The organism is Sporosarcina sp. P33, from assembly GCF_002077155.1.
Classification (GTDB): Bacteria; Bacillota; Bacilli; order Bacillales_A; family Planococcaceae; genus Sporosarcina.
Map to the genome: position 1 here is coordinate 1,290,391 of NZ_CP015027.1, position 24,454 is coordinate 1,314,844.

Consider the following 24,454-nt stretch of genomic DNA (forward strand, 5'->3'; position numbering starts at 1 on the left):
TCCGCCTATTTTGTAGAAAATTGGGTAAGTAAAAGGTATAGTAGAAGTAGCTAGTTTATTAAAAAGACAGAAGAGGTGATAAGTGATGGGCAAATTTAAAAGTATCAGAGGAAAGTTACTGACAGGTTTCTCAGTCGTCATTGTCTTAATCATTTTACTTGGCATGTTTATTTTTTCTACACTGCTGGCAAATAACAAAGCAACTGAATCTATTTTGAAGAAAGAGCTCCCTTTACTGATTGCAGATGAACAGCTCGCACTCGATATGGCGAACCGGATTGCCGCTTCACGCGGTTTTATACTGACAGGTGAAACGAGTTATAAAAACGTATTTGATCAATACACAGAAGACAGTATAAAACATCAAGAGACCGTGAAAAGAATTGGCACGTCAGACGAAACGATCGATTTGATGAAAAGAACTGTGGAGTGGCGAGAATACATAACAGAAAATGTCTTTGCTGAATATGAGCGTGGAAATGAAGAATTGGCACAGCGTAATTTGCTCGCTTCAACTGACGATGCCCGCGAGCTGATGGCTTCCTATGAAAAGGCTGCAGAAGACCGTGAAACGATTATTATTGATATCGAGAAGAATTTGCTTTCAAGCGGAAATAATACGTTGATACTGGTTACCAGCATCATCGTTCTCGTAATCCTTTTGAGTCTGGCTGTTGCGATTATTACCGCCAATTCCATTTCCAGACCTCTTCACTTCGTTATGGAGCGCATGAAGCTGATTGCCGGCGGAGACTTAAGCAGTGCACCGTTAGAAACGAACTTACGAGATGAGGTTGGACAATTAATTGAATCGACTAATGAAATGAGCGCGAACACACATAGCTTGCTGGATGAAATACATAAAGTAGCCCAGACGGTTTCATCCCAAAGTGAAATGCTTACTCAATCAGCCGGCGAAGTAAAAGCAGGTACTGCGCAGATTGCCACTACAATGGAAGACTTAGCATACGGCGCAGAATCACAGGCTACAAACGCAAGCAGCCTATCTTCCTCGATGGAAACGTTTGTATCCAAAGTGATTCATGCCAACGAGAATGGCGCTTATATTCACCAATCATCAAGTGATGTGCTGGAAATGACAGCTGCGGGCAGTCAGGTCATGAACTCTTCCTCTAAACAAATGGAAATCATTGATCAGATTGTGCATGATGCTGTTGTTAAAGTAGAAGGGCTGGACAAGCATACGCAAGAAATATCCCAGCTCGTTTCCGTCATTCAGGATATTGCCGCACAAACGAATTTATTGGCATTAAATGCGGCGATAGAGGCAGCGCGGGCCGGCGAGCATGGAAAAGGTTTTGCTGTAGTAGCAGATGAAGTACGGACTTTGGCAGAACAGTCTTCTGCATCGGTAACGAATATTACCGGTATCGTCCAACAAATCCAGAATGAATCCAGTTCTGTCACGAACTCACTGCAAGAAGGATACAAGCAAGTAGAAGAAGGTACAAATCAGATAGAACGCACAGGTGAGACGTTTAGCAGCATTAGTGAGGCTGTCACCGAAATGGTTCATCGGATTCGCAGCATTTCTGATGATCTACAAGAGATTTCTGAAACCAGTCAATCCATGAGCGGTTCAATAGAAGAAATTGCAGCGATTACAGAAGAGTCCGCAGCAGGCGTGGAGCAGACTTCCGCATCTTCCCAGCAAGCAAGCAGCGCCATGGAAGAAATCGCGGGCAACTCCAGTGATTTATCAAACCTTGCAGAAGAATTAAATGAATTAGTACGCAAATTTACATTATAAGAAACCAAAAGCGTCTGCCATTGCGCAGACGCTTTTACGTATTTCACTTTATGTCAGACAGTTCACTGTCTACGACCCATTTGTGATTCTTCACTTCATCTCCGCCAGTGGTCGGCATATAGTCGATCATATAGACTGTCGTATCTTCAGATGACTCAATGACCGCTTCTGCACCTTTCATCCCTTCCATATGATCAGCAAGTACAGTCACTTCTGCACCGTCTTCAAATACTTCTTCCCCGGCGCCTTCTATCTCTTCGTGAACGACCCACTTATGATCTTTCACTTTTTCTCCGCCATCTGCAAGCGTATACGTAATGACATATGCAACCGTATCATATGCGCCTACAATCGTTGCTTCTGCGCCTTTCATCCCCGGCATATGATCTGTTTCAATAACAGCTTTACTGCCTACGGGAAATGCAGGATCTTCTGCCGTCTGCAGCCCTTCAGGCACTTCCCCGTCGCTCGCATGCTCCATTTCAATATCCGCTTGTGGTGATTCTTCTTCCGTGTTTACATCTTCTTGCGGTGTTTGCTCTTCTGCAGGTTTTTCCTCATCCGCTGTATTAGCGCCGCATGCCCCTACTACGAGAATGAGGGAAGTGCCAATTGCCAGCATAGATTTCTTCATCATCGCTTCATCCCTTTAGGTTATATTTTGCCGGTCATCTTCCGGAATTTACTGAGTCCTTTCATGAATGGACTATTTTTATTCTTCCCGCGAAAATTGAGGCAAAACATATATTCAGGAAGTCCTTAAAAACTCCTTATTTACGGACTCACGCATATCCCCATTGTCAATGATCCTGCCGTTACTTCACTTCTATTTGCCCCATCATGCCGTTGTCCTCATGCTCTAAAATGTGGCAATGGAACATATACACACCTTTATGCTTAAACTGTATCGCGATTTTCACTTTCTCACCGGGGTGAACGGCTATACTGTCTTTCCAGCCTCTTTCATTTTCTGCAGGTTCTGCTCCGTCTCTTGAAATGACCTTAAATTGTGCTCCGTGAATATGGAACGGATGAATCATTCCGCCCATCATATCTTTCTTGTTGTAGATTTCCCATACCTCTGTAACACCTTGCTGCTGGGTAAAATCTATTCTATTCGGGTCAAATTTTTTCCCGTTAATTTCCACATGGTTCATCATGCCAAACAGTTCAATATGTTTAGTAACCGGCATGTTCTTTTCTTCATCTGTTACAGAAAAATCATTCAGTTGTTTTGACGTTTGTGCAACCTCTGTTTCTTCATCTGACACTTCAAACGGCAAAAGGACGGATCCGTCTTCATTAACTAACGACACACCTTTTGATGTATCTGCCTTGGAAAAATCAACTACTATTTCTGCCCGCTCAGAAGGCGTCAGTGTCACTTCGTTCAATGTAACCGGCTCATTCAAGAAGCCCCCGTCAGTTGCGATTTGAACGAATGAATCTCCAGTATTTAATGAAAACGTGTAGTTCCTCGCATTTGATCCGTTAAGTAAGCGGAGACGCACTTTTTCCTTCCCTACTGTTAAGAAAGGATCTGCTGTACCATTTACTAATAACGTATCGCCTATCGTTCCGTCATCGTTCATTGCCGTTTTATAGTCTAATTGGCGCTGCTCCGTAAAGAAGCGGTCCTGGAAAATCAAAGGAATGTCATTCTTCCCGTATTCTTTAGGGATTTCTAACTTGTCCGAGTTAGCGTCTTCAATATAAATCAATCCTGCAAGACCTTTGTACACTTGTTCTGCGGTCTTGCCTTCCGGATGCGGATGGAACCATAACGTAGCAGCCTCTTGTGTCACTTCAAACTGTATAGTTTCTTGTTCATCCGGTTTAAGTGTTTTATGGGGCCCGCCATCTGCTTCGCCGGACACTTCCAAGCCATGCCAATGAAATGTTGTCTCCTCGTCCAATTTATTTGCGGTGTGAATGGTGGCCGTCTCCCCTTTTTTCAATTGAAGAACGGGTCCTAATAAATCTCCGTTATATCCTAACGTCTCTGTCGTTATACCATCGAAAATTTCTGCTTCACCTTTTTGGGCCGTCACCGTATACTCTGTCCCGCTCGCTGCTTCACTTGTCAGTAACGGCGGAATGTTTAGTTCATTCTTTCCTGAAGAGTCTTTTAACGGCAATACATTATCATGACTCATATGTCCATGGCCCATTTGGGATGAGTCCATCATAGAATCGTGCATTTCTTGATTGTTTTGATGCATCATATGCTGATTAGTCTCATCCTTAGACTGCGTATCGTTGCTGCAGCCGCTTATAAGCAGTACACCCATAAGAAAAACGAAAGCTTTATTTTTAATCCTCATTGAACTATCCCCTTCATCTGTTGTATGTAAGTGCAGTATAGCAAGAACTTATGAAAAAACTGTGCACGCCGATGATCTATGTCTGCAATTACGCTTTGTTGCGGTATGCTCCTGAATAGGTTTACTTGAATCTGATGTAAAACGAGCCACACTATGTATCACATTCCCCAATACGTAATCGTATCAAGCAGGCCAATTGTCACTAATAGGACACCGGCTGCCCGCTGAACTATTCTTGCCGTTTTCATACTGCTTTTCATCACATGTCTTTTTGCGTCGACTAGCCAGATGAAGAAAAATAAAGCGAGCAGCGGAATGGATGTAGCAATACCAAAAACAGCCGGCAATATAAATCCGTGCGGAGCAGTCACAGCTAAGGGCATTAACCATAAAAAAAATAAGACAAACATCGTCGGACAGAATGCCAGCGAAAAGCTGACTCCCAGCATGAAGGAACCTGCTTTTCCGTTTCTCATTTTAACGGGAACATATTGCGTGATTTTATTTAGAAAACCTAATTTCATGACACCGAGCAAAACCAATCCAGTAGCGATGATCAGCGGACCAATGAATTTGCGGAATAACGCGAAGTAACCGATTAAGGCGCTTTGAAATGTTTCTCCCAGCCACCAAACAAGAAATCCGAGCAAGCTGAAAACGGCTGCCTTCCCTGCTATAAAAGAAGTAACTTCTGCTATATTTTCTTTTAATTGAATGGAACGATTTCCATAAAGCGTAATGGCACTCATATTTCCAGTGAGTTGACAAGGCGCTGCAGCACCGAGCAAACCTAAGAGCAGAGCTGAAATCATCGGGCTGTTTTCGAACGTTAAGAGCAAGGTATTCACCGGCTCGGTAATGAGTTGACTTATACTCGATAATAAATTATACAAAGCAGCTGACACCTTCCTTATAAATCTTTCAGCGAATCTTCACCCGCTGGCAGCATCACCGGACAAGCGGGCAAACTACCCGCATACTTGTTTCCTTGCTCAGCTCCACTTGTATCCTATCCCCCATACAGTTTTCAGGAATTCATCATTTGGAAACTCTGCATTTTTCAATTTATCGCGCAAGTTTCGTATGTGCGAATCCACTGTCCGTATATCAGTATACGTATTATAATCCCAGGCGGCATGCATTAATTGCTCCCTTGTTAACGTCCGCTTCGGCTGAGTGATAAGCGCTTCAATGATGTAGTACTCTTTCAGCGTCAGCTGGATACTTTTATCTTTGTAATGCAGTGAATACGAGTCGCTGTTTAACACAAAGTCACCATGTACAATATGTCCTGAATCCTCTATCGGAGCACGCCGCAAAACCGCGTTCACCCTGGCGATCAGTTCACGTTCATCAAACGGCTTCGTAATATAGTCGTCCGCCCCCGTATTCAAGCCTTTCACTAAATCGTTCTTATCTGTCCTGGCAGTAAGCATGATCACCGGAACATCCGAAAACTTGCGTATTTCCGTACAAACTTCCCAGCCATCCATATTTGGCATCATAATATCAAGCAGCACCAAATCAACCGGCTCTTCCTGCAATCGTTCCAGTCCCTCCGGCCCGTTAGTCGCCTTTATGCAACGAAACTCTTGCGGTTCCAGAAACAATTCCAGTAAATCCAACATTCTGTGTTCGTCATCTATAAGTAAAATTGTTCGCATCTGCCTGCACCCCAATCATCAGATTGTAATTATGAATGTACTGCCTTTTCCTGCTTCACTTTTTACTGTAATCGTTCCGCCATGTGCTTCAACGAGTTCTTTTACAATCGCCAATCCTAATCCCGAGCCCCCAAATGCTCTTGAGCGTGATTTTTCCACACGATACAACTTATCAAAGATCCTGTCGATTTCATTAGATGGAATCCCCATTCCTTCATCCGTTACTGACAAAACCGTCTGCTGCTGCTCCTGATAAATTTCCAATGTGACTGTCGTCTGCTCATCCGAGTATTTCAATGCGTTATCCAGTAAATTCAGTACGATTTGTTCTAATCGAATTCGATCGGCAACTAGCTGAAAATCCTCTTTACAGCTCATGACCAGCCTGATTTTTTTCATGTCAAACGACGGAGCCATGAGGCGGTTCATATCCTCGATAAATTCTTGTGCTGAAAACTGGCTTCTCGTTACCGTGAATGTGACTTCATCCATTTTTGCCAGTTCCATCAAATCTTTGACTAAGTCCTTCATGCGATTGGATTCTTCTGCAATAATCTGCAAATAATGATTCCGCTCCCCGTCAGACAATTCTTCTCTCATCGCCACTTTCAAATATCCGATTAAGTAGGTAAGCGGTGTGCTTAATTCATGAGAGACAGATGCCAAAAATTCATTGCGTTCCGTTTTCATTTTTTCCAGATCTGTTGCCAATTTCATAATAGCCGCTGATAATTCTCCCAGTTCATCATTGCTTGCCCCTGGAAGACTCACATCAAATTTTCCTTCACTCAGCCTTTCTGTCGCTTCCTTCATGCGAATCAGCGGCCGGGTAAGAAACTTCGACAGAATGAAGTAAATAATAAATAAAATTACGATACTAACTGAGCCTGCCAATCCAAAATGCAGATTTAACTTTTGAACCAGCATTTCAATTGGCTGGCTGCTCTGAAACATCACAACATAGCCCGATTGGCCTGCGCCAGCTTTATAAGGGTGGACACTTGCGATGAAGGGTGAATTCTTCCAGTCCGTCACTACTATCCGATCTGTTTCATCATTTTTGCTAATTAGTGATAAAGCGGATGAAAAGTTCTCTAGGCTGTCAGCTGAGCTGCTGATGATTTCACGTTTCTCATCTGTAATAATGACTTCCCTTTCTTTTCCCGTTTCCATTAATACAATGTGTGCTATCGTTTTATCGGAATAATAATCTTCCAGCACATCACGATGATTGCTGCCGCTCGCAAGCAGCCGTGAATATTCTTCATCCACCCTTGCGTGAATAATATTTTGATGCAAATAAATCATTAATACCGATTCAAGCAGCAAGAAAATGATAATAAAAGAAGCCGCTAGCTTTGTTGAGATTTTATTCATTAAACCACCCCGTAAATACAGTATAGGAAAAGAATATGAAAAAATTATGCAGACGGACTTGTAGGAATACAGGCCAGCTGTCATATCTTAGCCATAGAAAAAGGATGCCCGACTCTGAACTTCCCGGACATCCTGATCGATTGTTAGAACCTCGTTTTTGCAGGTTTCTTCATCGGCGACTTATTCATCAAATAAGAAATGAACGTCTCCTCCGTAAGATGAGGATTTGATGAATTCAGCAGAACCGCCAGATTCTTTGCATCATCCAGCGCTCTGTGGGCGTTATGCACCTGAATCCGGTGCGCTCTCAACAGCTGCTGCAGCTTGCCATTTTCAAACCCGTAGTTCTTCCATTTGATTTGCCTGACAGAGCAATACCAGTCCATGTCGAGCGTTTCAGGCAATAACCGGCTGACAAATCCCCGGTCGAATGACGCATTATGCGCGACAATCCCGTCAGCCCGGTCTAGTATTGTCAAAATTTTATCCATATCCAAAGACTTGCCTCTTACCATCTGATCTGTAATACCTGTCAGGTTCGTAATAGTTGGTGATATGGAATAGAAAGGTTCCTGAAACTCGCAGTATTCATCAGCTACCCTGACTATACGATGATCTTCATACTCCCCGAGCATAACGCCCAGCTCGATCACTTCACTTGCTTCTGCACTCATCCCTGTCGTTTCTACGTCAATGAACGCTATATGTTTTGTCATGTAAAAAACTCCTTTACACTCTATTTAAAACCGTGTACCCGCGCGGTTCAGAATCATTTGTATCCTATTAGTATATCAGCATTTCAGCGCATTGTATGCGAATTAAACTGGACGACAGCCAGTACAATCTGGTTTATATGCATAAGTTGCGAGATAAATCGGCGTATTGTATACTAGGACTGCTTACATAATTGTCCGTACGGGTGCTTGAGTGAATCAGGCTGAGATTGCAGGTAAAGCCGCTGCTGACCGTTTATCTGATCTGGGTAATGCCAGCGTAGAGAGCATGTTCGATGGAATATACAGGGATCATTTCCTTCCACGGCCGTCTGCTCTTCAGACGGCTTTTTTGTATAGACAAATGAGAAGGAGTGAAAGATCTTGAAGAAGTTAAAATTTACCGATTTACTGATTACGATTATGATTGGCGTAGTATTTGGTATTCTCATGAAGTTTTGGGACGACCTATACACTGTCGTTAAACCGATCATGCCCGTGCTGCGTCAGCTGATTTACGGCATGTGGTTTATGGTCGGGCCTTTCGCTTTCTTACTGTTGCGAAAGCCGGGAACCGCATTAATTGCCAGTATTGCGGGTGCGTCATTATCTGCTTTTGCAGGTCACGGCATCGAAGTGCTGATCTACGGGTTTGCGCAAGGTCTTGCCGCGGAATTACTGTTTGCTGCTTTCCGCTATAGAAGCTATTCTGTTTTGACAGCTGGACTGGCGGGAGTCGCATCTTGCCTGGCCAGTTTTGGACTCGACTTGATTTACGGCTACGCTGCGCTTGAAACATGGGCATTGATTGTGAAATACGGATTGCGGGCAATCAGCGCATTTATATTTACCGGTATCTTTGCTGTGCTGATTGTCAAAGCTCTTGAAGCAACAGGTGTAACTTCATTAATACGGCCAGTTGATAAAAAAGAATATTCATTGCTGGACGAGTAATTGCAGAGGATGGATTCTACTATGAGTAACATCAGCGTCTCAGATTTACGATTAAAGTTTCCCGGAGAAGAATCATTGGTATTCAGGGATCTGTCTTTCTCCGTACAGCCGGGCGAAAAGGTCCTTATGCTGGGACCTAGCGGCTGCGGCAAATCCACCCTGCTGCAAGTGCTGAGCGGTATTATTCCAAACTCCATTGAATTGCCGATGAAGTCAAAGGCTATCAGTTTGCCGGATTCATGGGGGTTCGTCTTTCAGGATCCTGATACGCAGTTCTGTATGACGTATGTCGACGAAGAATTGGCATTTGTACTGGAGAATCTGCAAGTGCCGCGGGAACAAATGAAGACTCTCATAGAACAAGTGCTGAAACGTGTAGATTTGCAGCTGGAAGATCCGCATACAGCGATTAATGAACTATCCCAAGGAATGAAACAGCGGCTCGCTTTGGCTTCCGTTTTACTGCTTGAACCGGACGTTCTATTCCTTGATGAACCGTCTGCTTTACTGGATCCCGAAGGCACACAGCAAATTTGGTCTTCTATTAAAGAGGCGACTGCCGAGAAAACAGTACTCATTGTAGAACATAAAATTGATCTGATTGCCGATTGGGTCGATCGCGTCGTACTATTCAATGATCACGGCGTTATTCTGGCTGACGGATCACCCGCCGACATTTTTTCCGGCTATCAGGAGGAGCTGACCCGCTACGGCATATGGTATCCCGGTGTATGGGAAAAATATAAGGAATCGGAAGCTTTTCTTTCCTTAATGCAAAACCGCAGTCAAGTGAAGCCGCAAGAGAAAATTCTTCTCCAAGATTTCCACGGGTATCGGGGTGCCGTACAAAAGATTTCCGCTGAAGATGCAACAGTTCAGGAAGGTGACTGGATTGCGATTGTCGGGGAGAACGGCTCAGGGAAGAGCACGCTGCTTCTGTCGCTTATGCAATTATTGCGAACTGACGGGATCTACGAAGTAAACGGTGTGCCGATTGTGCAGAAAAAGAAGAAACGGCAGCTTCCAGAAGGATTATCACTCGTCTTTCAAAATCCTGAACTGCAATTTGTGACGAACTCGATTGCTGAAGAACTGACGGTTTCGCTGCATGGCATGACAAAAGAGGATGCGGCAAGCTGCGCCAGGAATTTAATCGATTTATTCAACTTGCCTGGCACAGCTTCACGTCATCCTTACCAGTTATCTACCGGACAAAAACGCCGCTTGAGCGTGGCGACTGCGCTTACCCCGAAAACAGATATCGTATTGCTGGATGAACCGACGTTTGGACAAGATGCACGGAATACATTTGCTATTCTGGAGAAATTGGAGAAATTGCGGACTGAAGGTATTACGATTCTGATGGTGACACATGACATGGAAATCGTGGAGAACTTCGCTACCGCCGTGTGGACTGTGGAAAACGGAGTATTGAACCCCCCTGCTGTTACAGGAGGTCTGCTAAATGCTTAATTGGTTCACGCCTGAACGGCAAACGTGGTTATTCCTCGTCAATCCTGCACTGAAGTTTGTGGTGTTTTTTGCGCTCCTGCTGATCACGCTGCTTAATCAGAGTCTCTCATTTGCCATTTGGCAGGCCGTATTCTACGGCGCATTGTTCTATATATTCAGCGGCTATTCCATTAAGAAACTGGCTGTATTGTCAATTCCGCTGGCGATTTCATTTCTATCTACCGGTCTGACGATGCTGTTATTCGGTAAAGGAGAAGCTGTACTTTGGCAGTGGGGATTATTCAAGATTTCTGAGGAAAGTATACAGCACGCACTGCTACTGGGAAGCAAATCTCTGTCATTCGGCTTTGTCGGCTTTACGTTTATCCTGACGATTCAGCCTGTGCTGTTTTTTTATGCTATGATGCAGCAGTTCCGTCTGCCGTCCAAGTACGCCTACAGCTTTATTGCATCATTCCGTTTAATTCCTGCTGTTACAGAAGAACTGCAGATTCGCAGAAATGCGCTGAGAGTACGAAATATACGGTTTTCACGGGGAATTAAAGGGATCTATGAACGGCTGCAGTCATTCAGTGTCCCTTTGTTTGCGCAAAGTATCCGCCGCGCGCAGCGAATTGCAGTGGCGATGGAAGCAAAACAGTATCAGATGGGGGCAGCCAGAACGTATTATTATCCGACACGATACAGCCGGACGGACGCAATATTTTTGATTGTCATGACACTTGGGCTAACCGCCGCTGCGTTATTGGCACTCTCGAGTGGAACGGACGCCAATTATATTTAGATACAACAGACCTTTATCTTAGTATAGCCGGTTCAGTTGACGGGGAGATAAAGTACAATTGCAACTCAAAAAACAATCGGTTCAGCGAATGTTTTATACTTGAATTAACAATAAAAATGCAAAAACGCACAGATGATCAGCACCTGTGCGTTTTTTGCTTACCGTATATATTAATATAAACTTCATATTGCTTGTTCTGTAATTACTGCAGCCGGACGCTGGAGGGCGTGCGATGAACCACATTCCTCGCTTCACTCGAAAAAGCCGTTCTTCGTTACGGCCCTCGCTGTTCCTCCCCGAGCCGCTTTCCGCTCCGATCAACTAAGTGAGTACAAAAGCGTATGCGACAATAGCGCCCGATAGTTAGATAGTGGTTTGAAACCGTTGATCTGCGCTGCAGCCGGACTTAGTGTACATAAGACAGTTTGATAGCCCTCTGCAAGCAGTGAAAGCCGAGTAGACTTATCTGATAGAATGCGTCCATTTTTGAAGTTAGAAAGCGGTAATTTTTTTAGCTACTATGACTATTTCGATGAACTGAATGGAGAAAAAAATCGCTTTGTTGTCCATTCAGTCAGTCAATCCATAGCTCCAACCACACCGCGCAGATAGAGTCACTTACCATACTCCAATTTCTGGACGAACACTAACTGACCTGCAGACACAAACTCAAGGATTCTCCCGGAAGAACCGGCGACTCCTGGAGGATCAGGGTGACAGGCGTAATCGCCAACGCACTTCTGGCGAGTCCGCCGCGCCCCCTCAGGAAAGCGTCCGGTTCTGCAGGGAGAATCCTAAACCATACACTATCTTAACAACGACTTGTCAAGAGCATCTCATTTCCAATAACCAATTTCTTTGGATAATCTACAAGCTTGTTATTTTCTGAATGTTTGACCATCTGGCCCTTTAACAGCATAATCCTTATTTAATAATTGCACCTTATTGCGGAGGTTCTAGATAGTAATAATGACGTTTTTTGCAATTATTTTTCTCTTTTACAGACTATATCCCGTGTATATTTCCAACAATTCTTCCGTCAGGCTCCCGATTTTGAATCATACATATACAGCTCATCCCCGTCCAAAAACAGCAACATATTCTCACGGTTACTTACTAATTGCGGTTCGACCGGCTTGCCATCTGGCTTTATCAGTTCAATTTCATGGACAGTCTTGTATTCATTACCTTCACGTTGTAACTCGAAAAGTGTATGTTCACCTCTGCCTTGGTGTACAACGATTGTCTCCCCATTCACCGCAAATGTCCGGAATGAAATATCATCAACTGAATAATACGATGTGCGACCCTCTTTTCGAACTCCCATTTTCGAATCAATGGTGAAGTAAAACCAAATCCCACCGTCAACTGCTTCATTAAGTGCCCAACATTCAAAAATAGAGTATTCTTTATCCTCTTCAAGCGAATCCATCTTACCACCCGCAGCATCCCAGCCAACTAGTCCGCTGCGACCAACCGGCACCTCCCAGCCGTAATTACCGAAAACTCCTTCATCAAAGTACCCCGTCCAGATCTCCTGATTTTTTCTCACGAATACTTGCTCAATCCCATCACCCAAACAAAATGAACGAATAAAACATCCGTTTTCATCAAAGACACGTGCATTTTCTTCAATATGTTGTGCATCGTGGTAATATGACCGTGCACATACAAGCAGTATATGACCGTTATCAATCGGCTGGATATAGTGATAGTTCCATGTTTCATTCGGTAATTCCAGCACTTTCTTATGCCCATCCTTCAGATGAATGACTTGATATCTATAGTTTTTTTCTGTGACGGTTGCAGGGAAGCTACCGTCGATAAGCGGCGGCTGCTCTTCCGCCAGCAAGACGAATATATCGTTTTCATGTCCAATGGCAATCGAAATCGGCGTCATGTGTTTCAGATCTTCGTGCAGGTTAGCTATAGGATTTACCAGTTTTTTACGTATTGATTGCATCCTCTTTCATCAACCTTTCCTGAATGAACGTACTGGATTTCAACAAAAACTGGTTAATCTTCAATTACATCTATTAAATTCATATGAATACTGACGAAGTAAGTTTCTAATAATTTCTCTAATCTGCCGTTAAGCTTGTGGTATTCGTCATCAGCCTTATTAACAACATTATAAAATTCATCTTCTTCTATCTCATCACTTTCTAGAGCAACGTACAGCCTCCACATTTCTCGTCCATACTTTTCCTCAATCATTGCATGGTCATGAGCACCAATTTTCTCAAGGATAGTTATTAATTTGTAAAAATAAAATTCAATGCTTATTTCTTCGATAGACGATTCAAGCCAATTCAGTAAAACTTCGTGTCCTCCACTTTCTAGCTCAGAATAATATTGAAAAACAATAAGTGCTTCATTTAAAACCGTGTCTTTAGTTGATAAATCATTTTCACTTATAACTGTTACTACAGCGTTCCATATATTGTCGCTGTCTAACAAATCTTTTCTGTTCATTTTAGGTTTCATTGTATTCCCCTCATTAATTACTTCCTTGCAACAATCTTACGCAAAATGGCCTGTTCAGTTAAGAGGCCGTCCACTTATCATCTATTTTAACACAAAATTCCTTTTTCACTATCTTCTCCACACACTGTGTATTAGCTTCCTTGCTACTGCAATTTACATTGCCATCCTTAAAGCAAAGTTAATTGCAATTGATCTCCTCCCGTGTTTCTTCCCCTTCCTCCCTTGCGTAATTTATATTCTAGGAAACGGTCAATATGAATCATTTCTGTTCGTTTCAAGAAATTGAATAGTGCGCAAATTCAATGTTGACAAAACCAATATACTTTATTATATTAAACCTATTACTATTATAAGGATTTAAGGAGTTGAGTGCTTTGAAACTGTCAACGAAAATTACATTCGGTCTGGCTTTTGGTATTGTCTTCGGAATTATTCTAAATGTTTTTTTCCCGCACGCGGTTCCGCAGCTGAATGAATATGTGCTTTCACCAATCGGTAAAGTGTTCTTGAACTTAATTCAGTTCGTAGTAGTGCCGATTGTCTTTACTTCATTAATTATCGGTTTTTCCAGCATCGGCAACTCCGAAAAAGTTGGACGGTTGACAGGAAAGCTGTTATTCCTTTATGTCAGCACAAGTATTCTTGCACTAGTTATCGGCTATATCACTGCGTCCGTGCTGAAACCCGGCAATATGGTTGGAAACTTGGGTGAATTGGCTCCCGGCGAAGCGAAAGAGGGACAAGGGATTCTTGAATGGCTGATTTCAATTGTTCCAACCAATCCATTTGAAGCATTCGCAACCGGAAACTTATTACAAATTATTTTTACAGCAATTATTGTCGTGATCGGAATTCGTATGGCGGGCAGTCATGCAAAACCGTTCATTTCCTTTATAGAAAGCGTTCATGTTATTGTAGAAAAAATTACGATGCTCGTACTCAAACTGTCGCCAATCGGTGTGTTCGCCCTAATCAGCTCTGTCATCGCCACTCAGGGTCTGGACATTGTGCAGAAGTTACTCGTCTATATTCTTGGGTTAATCATCGCATTAACACTAATGGCAATCGCATACTTCATCATACTCAGCTTCCTGCATGTTTCACCGAAGCACTTCTGGAAGAGCTTCCAGCCGACATTCGGCATTGCATTTGGCACAGCCAGTTCGAACGCGGCATTGCCGGTTGCTATTGAAAACAGCAAAAAAGCCTTCAAGATGAAAGAAGATATTGCTGGCTTTGCGATTCCTTTAGGGACTGCCCTAAAGCGTGATGGCGCATGTATCTTACAGACATTCAATGCTTTATTTGTGGCGCAGCTGTTTGATATCCAGCTGAGCGGCGCACAAATACTTGCCATTATTATCAGTGCACTTGTTGTGTCATTCAGCACAGCCGGCGTGCCGGGTGCAGGTATCATTATGATGTCTACGGTACTTGCGGCAGCCAATTTGCCTCTTGCTGGCATCGCGCTCGTCGCAGGTGTCGATCGTTTGACTGATGGTTTCCGTACGCTGCTGAACGTGTTTGGAAACACAGCCAATGCAGTAATACTGGATAAATGGGAAGAGAATTCTTCAGCTGCCCAAGCCGAAGCTCATAGCGCAGCGCCCGCTTACGCAACTGACAAAAGACACTGAAATTGAAACTGCCGCAAAATTGTCTTCCAGACATTCTGCGGCAGTTTCATTTCGGAGATTATAAATTATTTGATTTAGAAGATCCATACAGCATTTTTAAAAAAGGATTGTCCAAAACGTCGTGTCTGACATTCCGGACAATCCTTAATTCACGTACTATCTATTTAACTATCGTGACAGAGCAATTCACGTTTTTGATTACTTTCTGACTGACACTTCCCATTACCATTTTCTGAAGTGTGTTCAATCCGCGGCTGCTCAGTATGAGATGATCAATTTCGTTTGTGTTCACGTGTTTAATGATTTGCTGTTGCGGATTCCCTTTCAGTACCGTCACTCCCGCCTGTATTTCTTTCTCTTTCAATAATTTCAAGGCAGACTGTACCTTTTTATTCTGGTACCAGGCAAGGCTGTTCGGACTTTGTTTAAGCAGCCGTTCATCCTCTACTTTATTAAAATCAATGACATGGATTAATTCCATTTGCGCTTCAGGAAACTGTTCCACCAACATCATGGCATACTTTGTGGCACGCAATGCATTTTCTGATCCGTCTACCGCTACAGCTATCTTCATGAAAAGACCTCCTGACACTACTTTTGTTCCTTTGTTCACTTGAGGTTACAGGGCCTTCAATAAACACTCAAGTTTTCGCCACCGGCATTAGATTCGGTTACCATGATATATACCCATTTTATAAACTGGATAGACCTGATGAAATAAGAAAAATTGCATCTCCTAATTCAAAAACCATTCTATCAACTAGTTCCCCAAAAAACCAACTATTTGCCGCACTTTTATAAAGAACTTATAAAAAGTACGAAAAAGCGTTAACTCCTATGTAAGAGCTAACGCTTTGTAAGTCGTTGTCCATCCAGTCAAGCCAGTAATAAACGGGTAGCCAATAAGCGGCCGCGAACCATAATTCCCGCCCAGGCAGCAAGGAATGCCTTGATGAAGCCGCCTATTAAAAATGGCACAAAACCTGCCATAATCGCTGCTGTCCAAGAAAGCTCTGCGATAAACTTCAGCCACACTGTACCGAAAGCTAATGCTACAAACATGCCAATAATATTGGCAACAATTGCATTCGGCAGCGTGAAACTGGTCCGTTCCATATAATAGCCGGTAATGAACGCCGTCGGAATGAATCCAATCAGGAATCCGCCGGTCGGGCCAAAGATTACGCCTAAACCTGAAGACATTCCAGAAAACACAGGCATCCCGACTGCTCCCATTGCCAAGTAAACGAGCACGGAAATTGTGCCGTAACGCGAGCCTAATATGGTAGCTGCCAAGCCGATCGCCAGCGTCTGTCCTGTAATCGGAACGAGCGGCAGCGGAATAGTCAGCTGTGCCATAATACCGATTATTGCCGCAAACAAAGCGGTCACAATCATCATTTTAAGTCTATTTCTTGAATCCATCATGTTGATATACCCCTTTTAGTAAACTGACATATTTATATTGTTGACATTCATTTTATCGTATGGAAGAACGTACGTCAACGCATTTTCAACAATTGTTTACTCAATCAGGTTATCTGATGATTACGGTGTTTCAGACTCTTTTAGCATACTCGCCGCTACTGAAGGCAACAAGCCTCCTTGCAAATATGCATCTTTTTCCATCCTATTGTCAATCCTCAGCAATACAGTAAAATCAATGGTTTCACCGTTCTCCCGCTCTGCTGTCATAACGCAGCGCTGTCCGGGAACGAACGTCTCATCTTCCACATCGAGTGAATATATTTCTGATCCATCCAAACCAAGCGTGGAAGCAGATTCACCCTCCGCAAACTGAAGAGGCAGCACACCCATCCCTGACAAATTGCTGCGGTGAATACGCTCAAAACTTTCAGCGAGGACAGCTTTTACACCGAGCAGTGACGTACCTTTAGCTGCCCAGTCCCGTGAACTTCCGGTTCCGTACTCTTTGCCTGCCAGTACAATTAAATTACGCTGTTCTTTTTGATATCGCTGCGATGCTTCAAATATTGTCACTTGTTCCCCCGTGCCTCTATGTATCGTATAGCCGCCTTCCGTACCGGGAACGAGTTGGTTACGAAGACGTATATTCGCAAATGTGCCGCGCATCATTACATGGTGATTCCCTCTGCGTGCGCCATAGTTATTGTAAGAACGGGGGCTGATCCCCTGCTCCGATAAAAATCTGCCGGCATCACTATTCAATGGTATATGCCCTGCCGGTGAGATGTGATCGGTCGTGACAGAATCACCCAGCATCAGCAGCGGAATCATCTTCTGTGTATTTTCTCTGATCGACACGCTTTGAGCCTTATCAAAATATGGAGCACGCTGAATATACGTAGAGTTTTCATCCCAGTCATACAGCATACCTTCCGGCGCCGGTATCGACTCCCAGGTTTCATTGGAATAAATACCTGCGTATTCTTCACGAAACAGAGAAGCGTCGACAGTTTCCCCAATTATTCGCTGCACAGTTTCCGCTGACGGCCATATATCCGCTAAATAGACGGGGCGCCCATCCGTTCCACTGCCAATCGGCTCCTCGTCAAAGTCAATATCGATTCGTCCCGCGAGTGCATAGGCAACGACAAGTGGAGGAGATGCTAAATAATTTGCACGTATCAGCGGATGTACACGCCCTTCAAAATTACGGTTTCCGCTCAAAATAGATGCTGCGACCAAATCTTTGTCCGCTATCGCTTCTTCTGCTTCAGGCATCAGGGAGCCGCTATTGCCGCAGCATGTAGCGCAGCCGTAGCCGTCTACGAAAAATCCGAGTGTTTGTAAAGATGTTAGTAAATTTGCCTTTTCCAAATAACGGGTGACGACCCGGGAGCCCGGTGTCAGCGTTGTCTTGACATACGAAGGCACATGTAAATCGTGTGCCGCAGCATTTGCAGCAAGCAGCCCCGCCGCCACCATGACAGAAGGATTGGACGTATTCGTGCAGCTTGTAATGGATGCCAGCACAATAGACCCGTCCTGTATACCTTCGAAGGATTTCACACGCTGCCTGCCATACCCGCCGTCAGCAACCGGTTCCGCCAAAATACTTTCAAATGACTGCTTCATTTCTGTCAGTGCGACCGTATCTTGCGGTCTTTTCGGTCCGCTGACTGTCGGAATGATCGTACTCAAATCCAATTCCATCGTCTCTGAAAACTGTGGCGCGTCGGAACTTTCATCCATGAACAAGCCTTGCGCACGCAAATATCCTTCCACGAGCGGAACAGAATCCTCCCGTCCTGTCTGGCGAAAATATTCCATCGTCCGTTCATCGGTCGGGAAAAAGCTCATCGTTGCTCCATATTCAGGCGCCATATTCGCTATTGTGGCACGATCGGTAACAGGTATATGACGCAGCCCTTCACCGTAAAACTCCACAAACTTTCCAACGACCCCTTTTTTACGCAAGGTATTTGTCACGGTTAATGCGAGATCTGTTGCGGTTACCCCTTCAGGCAATGAACCCGTCAGCTTCACACCCACCACGTCTGGAATCGTAAAGTATAGAGGCTGTCCTAGCATCGCAGACTCCGCTTCGATTCCGCCCACTCCCCAGCCAACTGTTCCAATTCCGTTAATCATGGGAGTATGCGAATCCGTACCGACTAAAGAATCTGGGTATAGCCACTCTTTATTATTGTGTGTCTCTATTCTGACACCTGCAGCCAAGTACTCCAAATTCACTTGATGGACAATACCATTCGCCGGCGGGACGACATGAAAGTTTTCAAAGTTTTTCTGTGCCCAGCGCACAAACGAATATCGTTCCGCATTTCGCTCGTATTCGATAGACAGGTTTTGTTCAAACGCTGTCTCATCTCCCGCATGTTCAATAATGACTGAATGATCGATTACTAAGTCGACAGGAATTTGCGGGTTGACTAATAATGGATTACCGCCGCGTGCAGCTACCGCATCGCGCATTGATGCCAAATCGACGATAGCCGGAATCCCCGTAAAATCTTGAAATACAATGCGCGCCGGTTTAAAAGGCACTTCCTGACCCGCAGTGCCGCCTTGCCAATTTGCGAGTGCGGCGATATGTTCATCCGTTATGTACAGACCATCCGCATGACGAACCGCAGATTCAAGAAGCAGCCTGATCGTATAAGGTAATCTGTGTATTCCATTGAAACCAAGACTCTCCAGCCGTTTCAATGAAACATAGCTGAATTGCTTCCCTTTAATTAATAATTCGTCACGCACGGTACCGCGATTCCATTCACAGTGCTGTTTCATCCATTGCTCCCCCTTTATCTGCTGCTATGAGCCGATCAAAATCACAGCCAGCCCGGAACATAGCATCGGCCTTCGAGTATTCTTCTTGCCGTCCGGTCCAAGCCGACTGCGGCAACGTCTTTTCCATCGGCTGTTAACTCTACTGTCACTTCTGCTATTCCGTCCGGATGGCCAATTCGAATCTTTTGCTGCTGTCTCTGACTGCCGGCAACGCAGCATTCATTTGGAATCGTGCCATCGATCAGTAATGCAGAAGCTAAATTATACAGACCGCTGCCGGCAAACGTCCGATGAAATTTCCCCATGGAAACCATTCTTGCAATGACATCAATATCTTCTGCTTTGATCACAGCTCCTGACGCAGTAAGATAATCACGCGGCGGTGCAACCAAGGCAATCTTCGGTATAGAAGGCACGTCCTTGGCTGCAGTAACAGTTTCTGACATCCCCGCGGCTACAGCACCATGGAGACGCAATGTTTCAAGCTGTGTGAGTAAGTGCTGATTTTGACTGAGTATATGATTCGGCTCTGAACCATCCAATCCAAAATCCTGCGCTTTAACAAATACGAACGGATTGACGATATCACTGACTGTTGCGGCAATGGTCCGATCATCCATTTTTAATTGCGTACGCATATCAGCAGGAAATGCAGCTCCCGTTTTACCGCCGGCCGGTGACAAAATCGAAACACTGATTTTTGCACCTGTATGCACAATTCCTGCCATCAAATAGTCTCCATCCACTTGGGCTTCTCCGTCAGCAACAGGCACTTTAATCCGTATGAAACGATTAATATTTTCATTCAGCACAGTCACTTCACACATTCCGTCAGCAGAAGGAATCTTTGCAAATCCTTCATCTATTGCATACGCTCCGACAGCCGCCATTAAGTTCCCGCACGTTCCTTCAGAATCCACAACAGCCTCGCCAATTCCTACTTGGTAAAATGTGTACGCAAGACAAGCTTCTTCGCTGTCAGTTTCACGAATGACTATCACTTTGCTTGTGTGTGAGGTGCCGCTGCCCAGACCGTTTACTTGTGAAGGATTATATGCGTCAATTGCAGACATGAATATCTGTTCTTGCGCGTTCTTTGACTTCGGCAGGTCGCTTTCCTTAAAAAATACGCCTCTGCTCGTACCCCCGCGATATACAATACACGGCACCGTTTTTTGTTTCATGGCTGCTTCCTCCTTCATTCAGGAATAATTGTCTTGGCAATCTTTCCGTCCAAAGACTCATATTTTTCCAGTTCAATCGTTTCATACAGTTCACGACGGGTCTGCATCCGGTCAAGCATATCCACTTGCGTCCCTTTATCGAAGATTTCCTGGAATACGATTTCAAATGCTTTCGCGGCTGCACGTAATGAAGTCACAGGATAAATCACCATCGAAAAACCGAATTCCTGAAATTCTTCAGCTGTATAATATTCTGTCCGCCCAAACTCTGTCATATTAGCCAGCAGCGGCACATCAAAAGCAGCCCCCACTTTTTCGAATTCTTCTTTTGTCGTCAATGCTTCCGGGAACAGCGCTTCTGCTCCCGCTTCCACATACAATTTCATCCGTTCCATGGCAGCATCCAGCCCTTCGACTGATAATGCGTCTGTCCGTGCCACGACGACTAATGAAGGCGCCACTTCTTTAATCGCCCGAATTTTCGCTGCCATCTCTTCAGCGGCAATTAACTTCTTGCCGTTTAAATGTCCGCATTTTTTCGGCAAATCCTGGTCTTCTATCTGCACAGCCGCTACATTTGCTTCAACCATTTCTCTGGCCGTCCGCGCAACATTCAGCACACCGCCAAATCCGGTATCGATATCTGCAAGAACAGGCAAATTCGCCGCACGCACTAATTCTCTCGCTCGTTCCGCCACTTCTTGCGAGTGCAAAATCCCAAGGTCGGGCAAACCACGGCTCGCAGTAAATGCCGCGCCGGATAAATACAATGCTTCAAAACCTACTTTCTTCGCCGTCAAAGCTGCCATACCATCATGTGCGCCCATGATCTTCAATATTTCCTTTTTACGAATAGCAGTTAAAAATTCTCCTGCCAGTTCCTTCTGCGTTTTTTGTTCTTGTACTAACCATGTCATTACTAATTCCCCTTTTCATTTTAAGAATAGAAAACCATCCAGTATCCATACATTGAAGCGAGAACGACGAGCAGCCAAATGACAAACGCACCTGATCCCAGCTGCAGTAAATCACGCTTCGTGAAATAACCATATTCATAACTGATTAAGTGTATCGGCGATTGCGTGATCAAAACAAAACCCGGAATCCCCATTAAAAACACGCCCATTGACAAATACAGAGGGTCATGCGAAGGAAATGCCTCGCCAATTGCTAACGCTACAGGCAGCATGATAGTCAAAAAACCAAGCACGTTGACGAAAAACAGCCGCAGCAGAGCAGTCACGAGAAGGAGTGACAGAACGACCAAAAAATACGATTCCATCGACAGAACTTCAATCAGCTGTACAGCGAACCATTTCACCGCGCCTGTCTTAATCAGCATACTCGACAGCATCAGAGTTGCTGCAAAAAACAGCAATAAGTCCCAGCCGATCTTTCTTTTTGCTGTCTCCCACTGCCATATCCCTGTAACGGGAAGTACTGTCAGAATTGCACCAAACAGCGCAACGAGAGATACGGAAAATCCATGCAGACTCCCTGTCATCCACAATATAACCGTCAAGCCAAGAATCGCAAGAACCTTCCATTCGCTGCGCGACATCTGTCCGAGGCTATGTAATTTCTGTCCAATTACTTTTTCGAGTTCTGCGCCGTCGATTTGTTCAGGCGGGAAAACAACGAGAAAGAGCAGGAATAATAACAGTAAGAACAGAATAATTGGCGGCCCCATATACAGCAGCCAGCGCACGTAATCCAGACCTTGCGTCACTTCGCCAAGCAACCCAAAGGCATACAGCGTCGAACTTGCACCCGTTGCCACCACCGCACCAGATATTGGCACGATGAGTGTTAAGCCGACAAATAGTGATTTCGCCAGCCGTTCTACGCGCCCCATCGTCTGTAAATGTCTGACAATGCCATCCAGCACGGACGAGACCAGACTCGCTTTGCCTATATTGGACGGAATGAACAGTGACAAGATGAACATCAGCACGAATGAGAAAAACACCAGCAGCCGGCTCGAACCTTTCGATAAGGAAAGAAGTTTCAAAGACAGGCGGCTGGCGAGTCCCGATTCAATGAATGCACCTGCTAAAATAAACGTTGAAAATAACAGCCAGACAATCTCGGAGGCAAAATAACTCAATGTTTCCTCATACGTAAAGAAGTGCACGGAAAGCAATAACATCAGCAGCAAAGAACTGAATGCTAAAGGAAAGACCCCACCAATCCAAAGAACTTGGATAATGATGAGGCACGCGACGGCACGTAATACTTCTGAAGTCTCCACAAAGGGAGAAAACGTTATGATGTATAGTAAAACACTGCAGAGTACTAGCAGTCTTTTCTTTTTCGTCATCACTGTCATAAAACCACTTACATTGCTTCGCTGTTATTTTTTTGCGCTTTACGCTTCTTTAACCACGAGGAAAAGAACGGTAAGCCCAGTGAAACAAGCGTCATAAGAACCAAAGCGACAGTAATCGGTGAAGCCGTTAGAATTCCCACTGCGTTCGGATACGAAACCAAACTCATCCGGAAATTCTGCTCCATATCTGATCCGACAATGACAGCCAGAATTAGCGGAGCTACCGGGAATTTCAGCATTTTCATGAACAGACCGACAAAACCAAAGATGATCAAAATCAGGAAGTCTACTGTGCTGTAACCAAGTGTATAGGTTCCGATAAACGCCAGCATCATAATGACAGGATATAATACGCGCGGCGGTGTATCTAGAATCTTTACAAGAATGCCGACAAGTGCAATGTTCAGTATGACTAGGAACAAGTTTCCGATAAACATACTGTTGATGAACGTCCACACCATATCAGGATTATTTTCAAACAATAACGGACCAGGCTTTAACCCTAGCATAACGATGGCACCGAGAATAACTGCAGTTGTTCCTGAACCTGGAATACCCATAGAAAGCATCGGAATGAATGCTCCGACAGCTGCTGCGTTGTTTGAAGACTCCGGCGCAGCCAATCCTTCGATTGCACCTTCCCCGAATTCTTCCGGATGTTTCGATACTTGTTTCTCCATGGAATAACTCAGCATGGATGCAATTGCACCGCCTGCTCCAGGAAGTACACCAATCAGGAAGCCGATCGGGCCATTACGTATAATCGGCCATTTAGATCGTTTCCACTGTTCTTTTGTAATCCAGATCTTACCGACAGACTTTTTCTCTCCCACCGGTTTATTGATTGATAAGAAATTGTATAACACTTCTCCTACCGCATAAATACCGATAATAACGACGAGGAAATCAATACCTTCACTCAAGTGAACATTTCCCATCGTGAAACGGTAGACTCCTGTCTGCAAATCAATTCCTACTGTACTGATCATCAGCCCGATACACATCGAGATGAACCCTTTGACCATCTGTCCCTTTGCCAATGCAACAATGGCAGATAGCGTGAATACCATCAATAAGAAGTACTCCGCCGGACCAAACCGCAACGCAAAACTGGCGAGCGGCTTAGCCAGAACAATAAAGCCGACTACTGCAATCAGTCCGCCGATCAACGAAGCAATTGCAGATATCGCAAGCGCCTGTCCGGCCTGACCTTTCTGTGCCATAGGATAGCCGTCAAACGTGGCAGCAATTGCCGATCCATCCCCCGGTGTATTCAGTAAGATCGAACTTCTCGAGCCGCCATACATCGCACCGTAATAAATAGCGGCCATTAAAATCAAGGCGCTTGTCGGCTCCATTCCGAATGTAATCGGGATCAGCAGCGCAATTGCGGTTGCAGGTCCAAGACCGGGCAGCATACCAACGACTGTCCCAAGGAACCCGCCGAGTGCGATCCAAAATAAGTTCATTGGTTGAATTGTAGTTAAAAAGCCTTCTAAGATGGCTTGTACATCTATTCCCATA

At 44.5% G+C, this 24,454-nt stretch carries 20 protein-coding genes and 1 riboswitch; of the genes, 5 read left to right on the top strand and 15 right to left on the bottom strand.

Translation table 11 applies throughout. From position 1 onward, the window contains the following. Positions 1-85: 85 nt before the first annotated feature. Positions 86-1,771: a methyl-accepting chemotaxis protein gene (locus tag SporoP33_RS06515; protein WP_081242972.1), complete on the top strand. Its 1,686-nt coding sequence runs from the start codon at positions 86-88 to the stop codon at positions 1,769-1,771. Between the two features lie 43 nt (positions 1,772-1,814). Here the strand turns inward: SporoP33_RS06515 and SporoP33_RS06520 are convergent, their stop codons facing one another. The 6 genes from SporoP33_RS06520 to SporoP33_RS06545 form a co-directional block, all read right to left on the bottom strand. Further along, positions 1,815-2,405 carry a YdhK family protein gene (locus SporoP33_RS06520; protein WP_081244777.1) on the bottom strand — a complete coding sequence of 197 codons (591 nt, stop codon included), beginning with the start codon at positions 2,403-2,405 and terminating at the stop codon, positions 1,815-1,817. A 181-nt stretch (positions 2,406-2,586) separates the two neighbouring features. After that, positions 2,587-4,089 carry a multicopper oxidase family protein gene (locus SporoP33_RS06525; RefSeq protein WP_369821970.1) on the bottom strand — a complete coding sequence of 501 codons (1,503 nt, stop codon included), beginning with the start codon at positions 4,087-4,089 and terminating at the stop codon, positions 2,587-2,589. Positions 4,090-4,253: 164 nt separating this feature from the next. Further along, positions 4,254-4,988, bottom strand: a complete 735-nt coding sequence (locus SporoP33_RS06530; RefSeq protein WP_081242974.1) for an urease accessory protein UreH domain-containing protein — start codon at positions 4,986-4,988, stop codon at positions 4,254-4,256. A 99-nt stretch (positions 4,989-5,087) separates the two neighbouring features. Next, positions 5,088-5,759 carry a response regulator transcription factor gene (locus SporoP33_RS06535; protein WP_081242975.1) on the bottom strand — a complete coding sequence of 224 codons (672 nt, stop codon included), beginning with the start codon at positions 5,757-5,759 and terminating at the stop codon, positions 5,088-5,090. 18 nt (positions 5,760-5,777) lie between these two features. Beyond that, the gene (locus tag SporoP33_RS06540; RefSeq protein ID WP_081242976.1) at positions 5,778-7,136 is read right to left on the bottom strand and encodes a sensor histidine kinase; all 1,359 of its coding nucleotides are present in this window, start codon (positions 7,134-7,136) and stop codon (positions 5,778-5,780) included. 143 nt (positions 7,137-7,279) lie between these two features. After that, positions 7,280-7,852 carry an exonuclease domain-containing protein gene (locus SporoP33_RS06545; RefSeq protein WP_081242977.1) on the bottom strand — a complete coding sequence of 191 codons (573 nt, stop codon included), beginning with the start codon at positions 7,850-7,852 and terminating at the stop codon, positions 7,280-7,282. Between the two features lie 189 nt (positions 7,853-8,041). Beyond that, positions 8,042-8,153, top strand: a riboswitch (TPP riboswitch). A gap of 119 nt (positions 8,154-8,272) precedes the next feature. On the opposite strand from SporoP33_RS06545, the gene SporoP33_RS06550 reads away from it, so the two are divergent. The 3 genes from SporoP33_RS06550 to SporoP33_RS06560 are packed head-to-tail and all read left to right on the top strand — an operon-like array spanning position 8,273 to position 11,060. Continuing rightward, positions 8,273-8,803 carry an ECF transporter S component gene (locus tag SporoP33_RS06550; RefSeq protein ID WP_081244778.1) on the top strand — a complete coding sequence of 177 codons (531 nt, stop codon included), beginning with the start codon at positions 8,273-8,275 and terminating at the stop codon, positions 8,801-8,803. A gap of 21 nt (positions 8,804-8,824) precedes the next feature. Further along, positions 8,825-10,276: an ABC transporter ATP-binding protein gene (locus SporoP33_RS06555; RefSeq protein ID WP_081242978.1), complete on the top strand. Its 1,452-nt coding sequence runs from the start codon at positions 8,825-8,827 to the stop codon at positions 10,274-10,276. Continuing rightward, positions 10,269-11,060 carry an energy-coupling factor transporter transmembrane component T family protein gene (locus SporoP33_RS06560; protein ID WP_081242979.1) on the top strand — a complete coding sequence of 264 codons (792 nt, stop codon included), beginning with the start codon at positions 10,269-10,271 and terminating at the stop codon, positions 11,058-11,060. Before SporoP33_RS06555 ends, SporoP33_RS06560 begins: the two co-directional genes overlap by 8 nt. Before the next feature lie 1,039 nt (positions 11,061-12,099). Here SporoP33_RS06560 and SporoP33_RS06565 read toward each other — a convergent pair. Together SporoP33_RS06565 and SporoP33_RS06570 are read right to left on the bottom strand one after the other, a co-directional pair. Further along, positions 12,100-13,023, bottom strand: coding sequence for a hypothetical protein (locus SporoP33_RS06565; RefSeq protein ID WP_081242980.1), 924 nt, complete (start codon positions 13,021-13,023; stop codon positions 12,100-12,102). 53 nt (positions 13,024-13,076) lie between these two features. Next, a complete protein-coding gene (locus SporoP33_RS06570) occupies positions 13,077-13,547 on the bottom strand; it encodes a DMP19 family protein (RefSeq protein WP_081242981.1) in 471 nt (156 codons plus the stop codon). 374 nt (positions 13,548-13,921) lie between these two features. On the opposite strand from SporoP33_RS06570, the gene SporoP33_RS06575 reads away from it, so the two are divergent. After that, complete coding sequence (locus SporoP33_RS06575; protein ID WP_081242982.1) at positions 13,922-15,184, top strand: dicarboxylate/amino acid:cation symporter; 1,263 nt, start codon at positions 13,922-13,924, stop codon at positions 15,182-15,184. A 160-nt stretch (positions 15,185-15,344) separates the two neighbouring features. Here SporoP33_RS06575 and SporoP33_RS06580 read toward each other — a convergent pair whose 3' ends face one another. The 7 genes from SporoP33_RS06580 to SporoP33_RS06610 all read right to left on the bottom strand — a co-directional run bounded on the left by SporoP33_RS06580 (position 15,345) and on the right by SporoP33_RS06610 (position 24,453). Then, positions 15,345-15,758 carry a universal stress protein gene (locus SporoP33_RS06580; RefSeq protein ID WP_081242983.1) on the bottom strand — a complete coding sequence of 138 codons (414 nt, stop codon included), beginning with the start codon at positions 15,756-15,758 and terminating at the stop codon, positions 15,345-15,347. A gap of 302 nt (positions 15,759-16,060) precedes the next feature. After that, complete coding sequence (locus tag SporoP33_RS06585) at positions 16,061-16,612, bottom strand: biotin transporter BioY (RefSeq protein ID WP_081242984.1); 552 nt, start codon at positions 16,610-16,612, stop codon at positions 16,061-16,063. Between the two features lie 120 nt (positions 16,613-16,732). Further along, positions 16,733-19,417: an aconitate hydratase AcnA gene (gene acnA, locus SporoP33_RS06590; RefSeq protein WP_081242985.1), complete on the bottom strand. Its 2,685-nt coding sequence runs from the start codon at positions 19,415-19,417 to the stop codon at positions 16,733-16,735. Positions 19,418-19,458: 41 nt separating this feature from the next. Continuing rightward, positions 19,459-20,601 (bottom strand): PrpF domain-containing protein, encoded by a 1,143-nt coding sequence (locus tag SporoP33_RS06595; RefSeq protein ID WP_081242986.1) that lies wholly within the window; start codon positions 20,599-20,601, stop codon positions 19,459-19,461. A gap of 14 nt (positions 20,602-20,615) precedes the next feature. After that, positions 20,616-21,518 (bottom strand): methylisocitrate lyase, encoded by a 903-nt coding sequence (gene prpB / locus SporoP33_RS06600; RefSeq protein WP_081242987.1) that lies wholly within the window; start codon positions 21,516-21,518, stop codon positions 20,616-20,618. A gap of 20 nt (positions 21,519-21,538) precedes the next feature. Next, a complete protein-coding gene (locus tag SporoP33_RS06605) occupies positions 21,539-22,921 on the bottom strand; it encodes an SLC13 family permease (protein ID WP_081244779.1) in 1,383 nt (460 codons plus the stop codon). A gap of 17 nt (positions 22,922-22,938) precedes the next feature. Then, positions 22,939-24,453 carry a tripartite tricarboxylate transporter permease gene (locus SporoP33_RS06610; protein WP_081242988.1) on the bottom strand — a complete coding sequence of 505 codons (1,515 nt, stop codon included), beginning with the start codon at positions 24,451-24,453 and terminating at the stop codon, positions 22,939-22,941. Between the last annotated feature and the right edge of the window lies 1 nt (position 24,454).

Excerpts from the sequence above, each read along its gene's own strand:
- SporoP33_RS06515 (WP_081242972.1), top strand. The coding sequence starts at position 86 with ATGGGCAAATTTAAAAGTATCAGAGGAAAGTTACTGACAGGTTTCTCA.
- SporoP33_RS06520 (WP_081244777.1), bottom strand. The coding sequence starts at position 2,405 with ATGAAGAAATCTATGCTGGCAATTGGCACTTCCCTCATTCTCGTAGTA.
- SporoP33_RS06535 (WP_081242975.1), bottom strand. The coding sequence starts at position 5,759 with ATGCGAACAATTTTACTTATAGATGACGAACACAGAATGTTGGATTTA.
- SporoP33_RS06540 (WP_081242976.1), bottom strand. The coding sequence starts at position 7,136 with ATGAATAAAATCTCAACAAAGCTAGCGGCTTCTTTTATTATCATTTTC.
- SporoP33_RS06545 (WP_081242977.1), bottom strand. The coding sequence starts at position 7,852 with ATGACAAAACATATAGCGTTCATTGACGTAGAAACGACAGGGATGAGT.
- SporoP33_RS06550 (WP_081244778.1), top strand. The coding sequence starts at position 8,273 with ATGATTGGCGTAGTATTTGGTATTCTCATGAAGTTTTGGGACGACCTA.
- SporoP33_RS06555 (WP_081242978.1), top strand. The coding sequence starts at position 8,825 with ATGAGTAACATCAGCGTCTCAGATTTACGATTAAAGTTTCCCGGAGAA.
- SporoP33_RS06560 (WP_081242979.1), top strand. The coding sequence starts at position 10,269 with ATGCTTAATTGGTTCACGCCTGAACGGCAAACGTGGTTATTCCTCGTC.
- SporoP33_RS06565 (WP_081242980.1), bottom strand. The coding sequence starts at position 13,023 with ATGCAATCAATACGTAAAAAACTGGTAAATCCTATAGCTAACCTGCAC.
- SporoP33_RS06570 (WP_081242981.1), bottom strand. The coding sequence starts at position 13,547 with ATGAAACCTAAAATGAACAGAAAAGATTTGTTAGACAGCGACAATATA.
- SporoP33_RS06580 (WP_081242983.1), bottom strand. The coding sequence starts at position 15,758 with ATGAAGATAGCTGTAGCGGTAGACGGATCAGAAAATGCATTGCGTGCC.
- SporoP33_RS06585 (WP_081242984.1), bottom strand. The coding sequence starts at position 16,612 with ATGATGGATTCAAGAAATAGACTTAAAATGATGATTGTGACCGCTTTG.
- acnA (WP_081242985.1), bottom strand. The coding sequence starts at position 19,417 with ATGAAACAGCACTGTGAATGGAATCGCGGTACCGTGCGTGACGAATTA.
- SporoP33_RS06595 (WP_081242986.1), bottom strand. The coding sequence starts at position 20,601 with ATGAAACAAAAAACGGTGCCGTGTATTGTATATCGCGGGGGTACGAGC.
- prpB (WP_081242987.1), bottom strand. The coding sequence starts at position 21,518 with ATGACATGGTTAGTACAAGAACAAAAAACGCAGAAGGAACTGGCAGGA.
- SporoP33_RS06605 (WP_081244779.1), bottom strand. The coding sequence starts at position 22,921 with ATGACGAAAAAGAAAAGACTGCTAGTACTCTGCAGTGTTTTACTATAC.
- SporoP33_RS06610 (WP_081242988.1), bottom strand. The coding sequence starts at position 24,453 with ATGGGAATAGATGTACAAGCCATCTTAGAAGGCTTTTTAACTACAATT.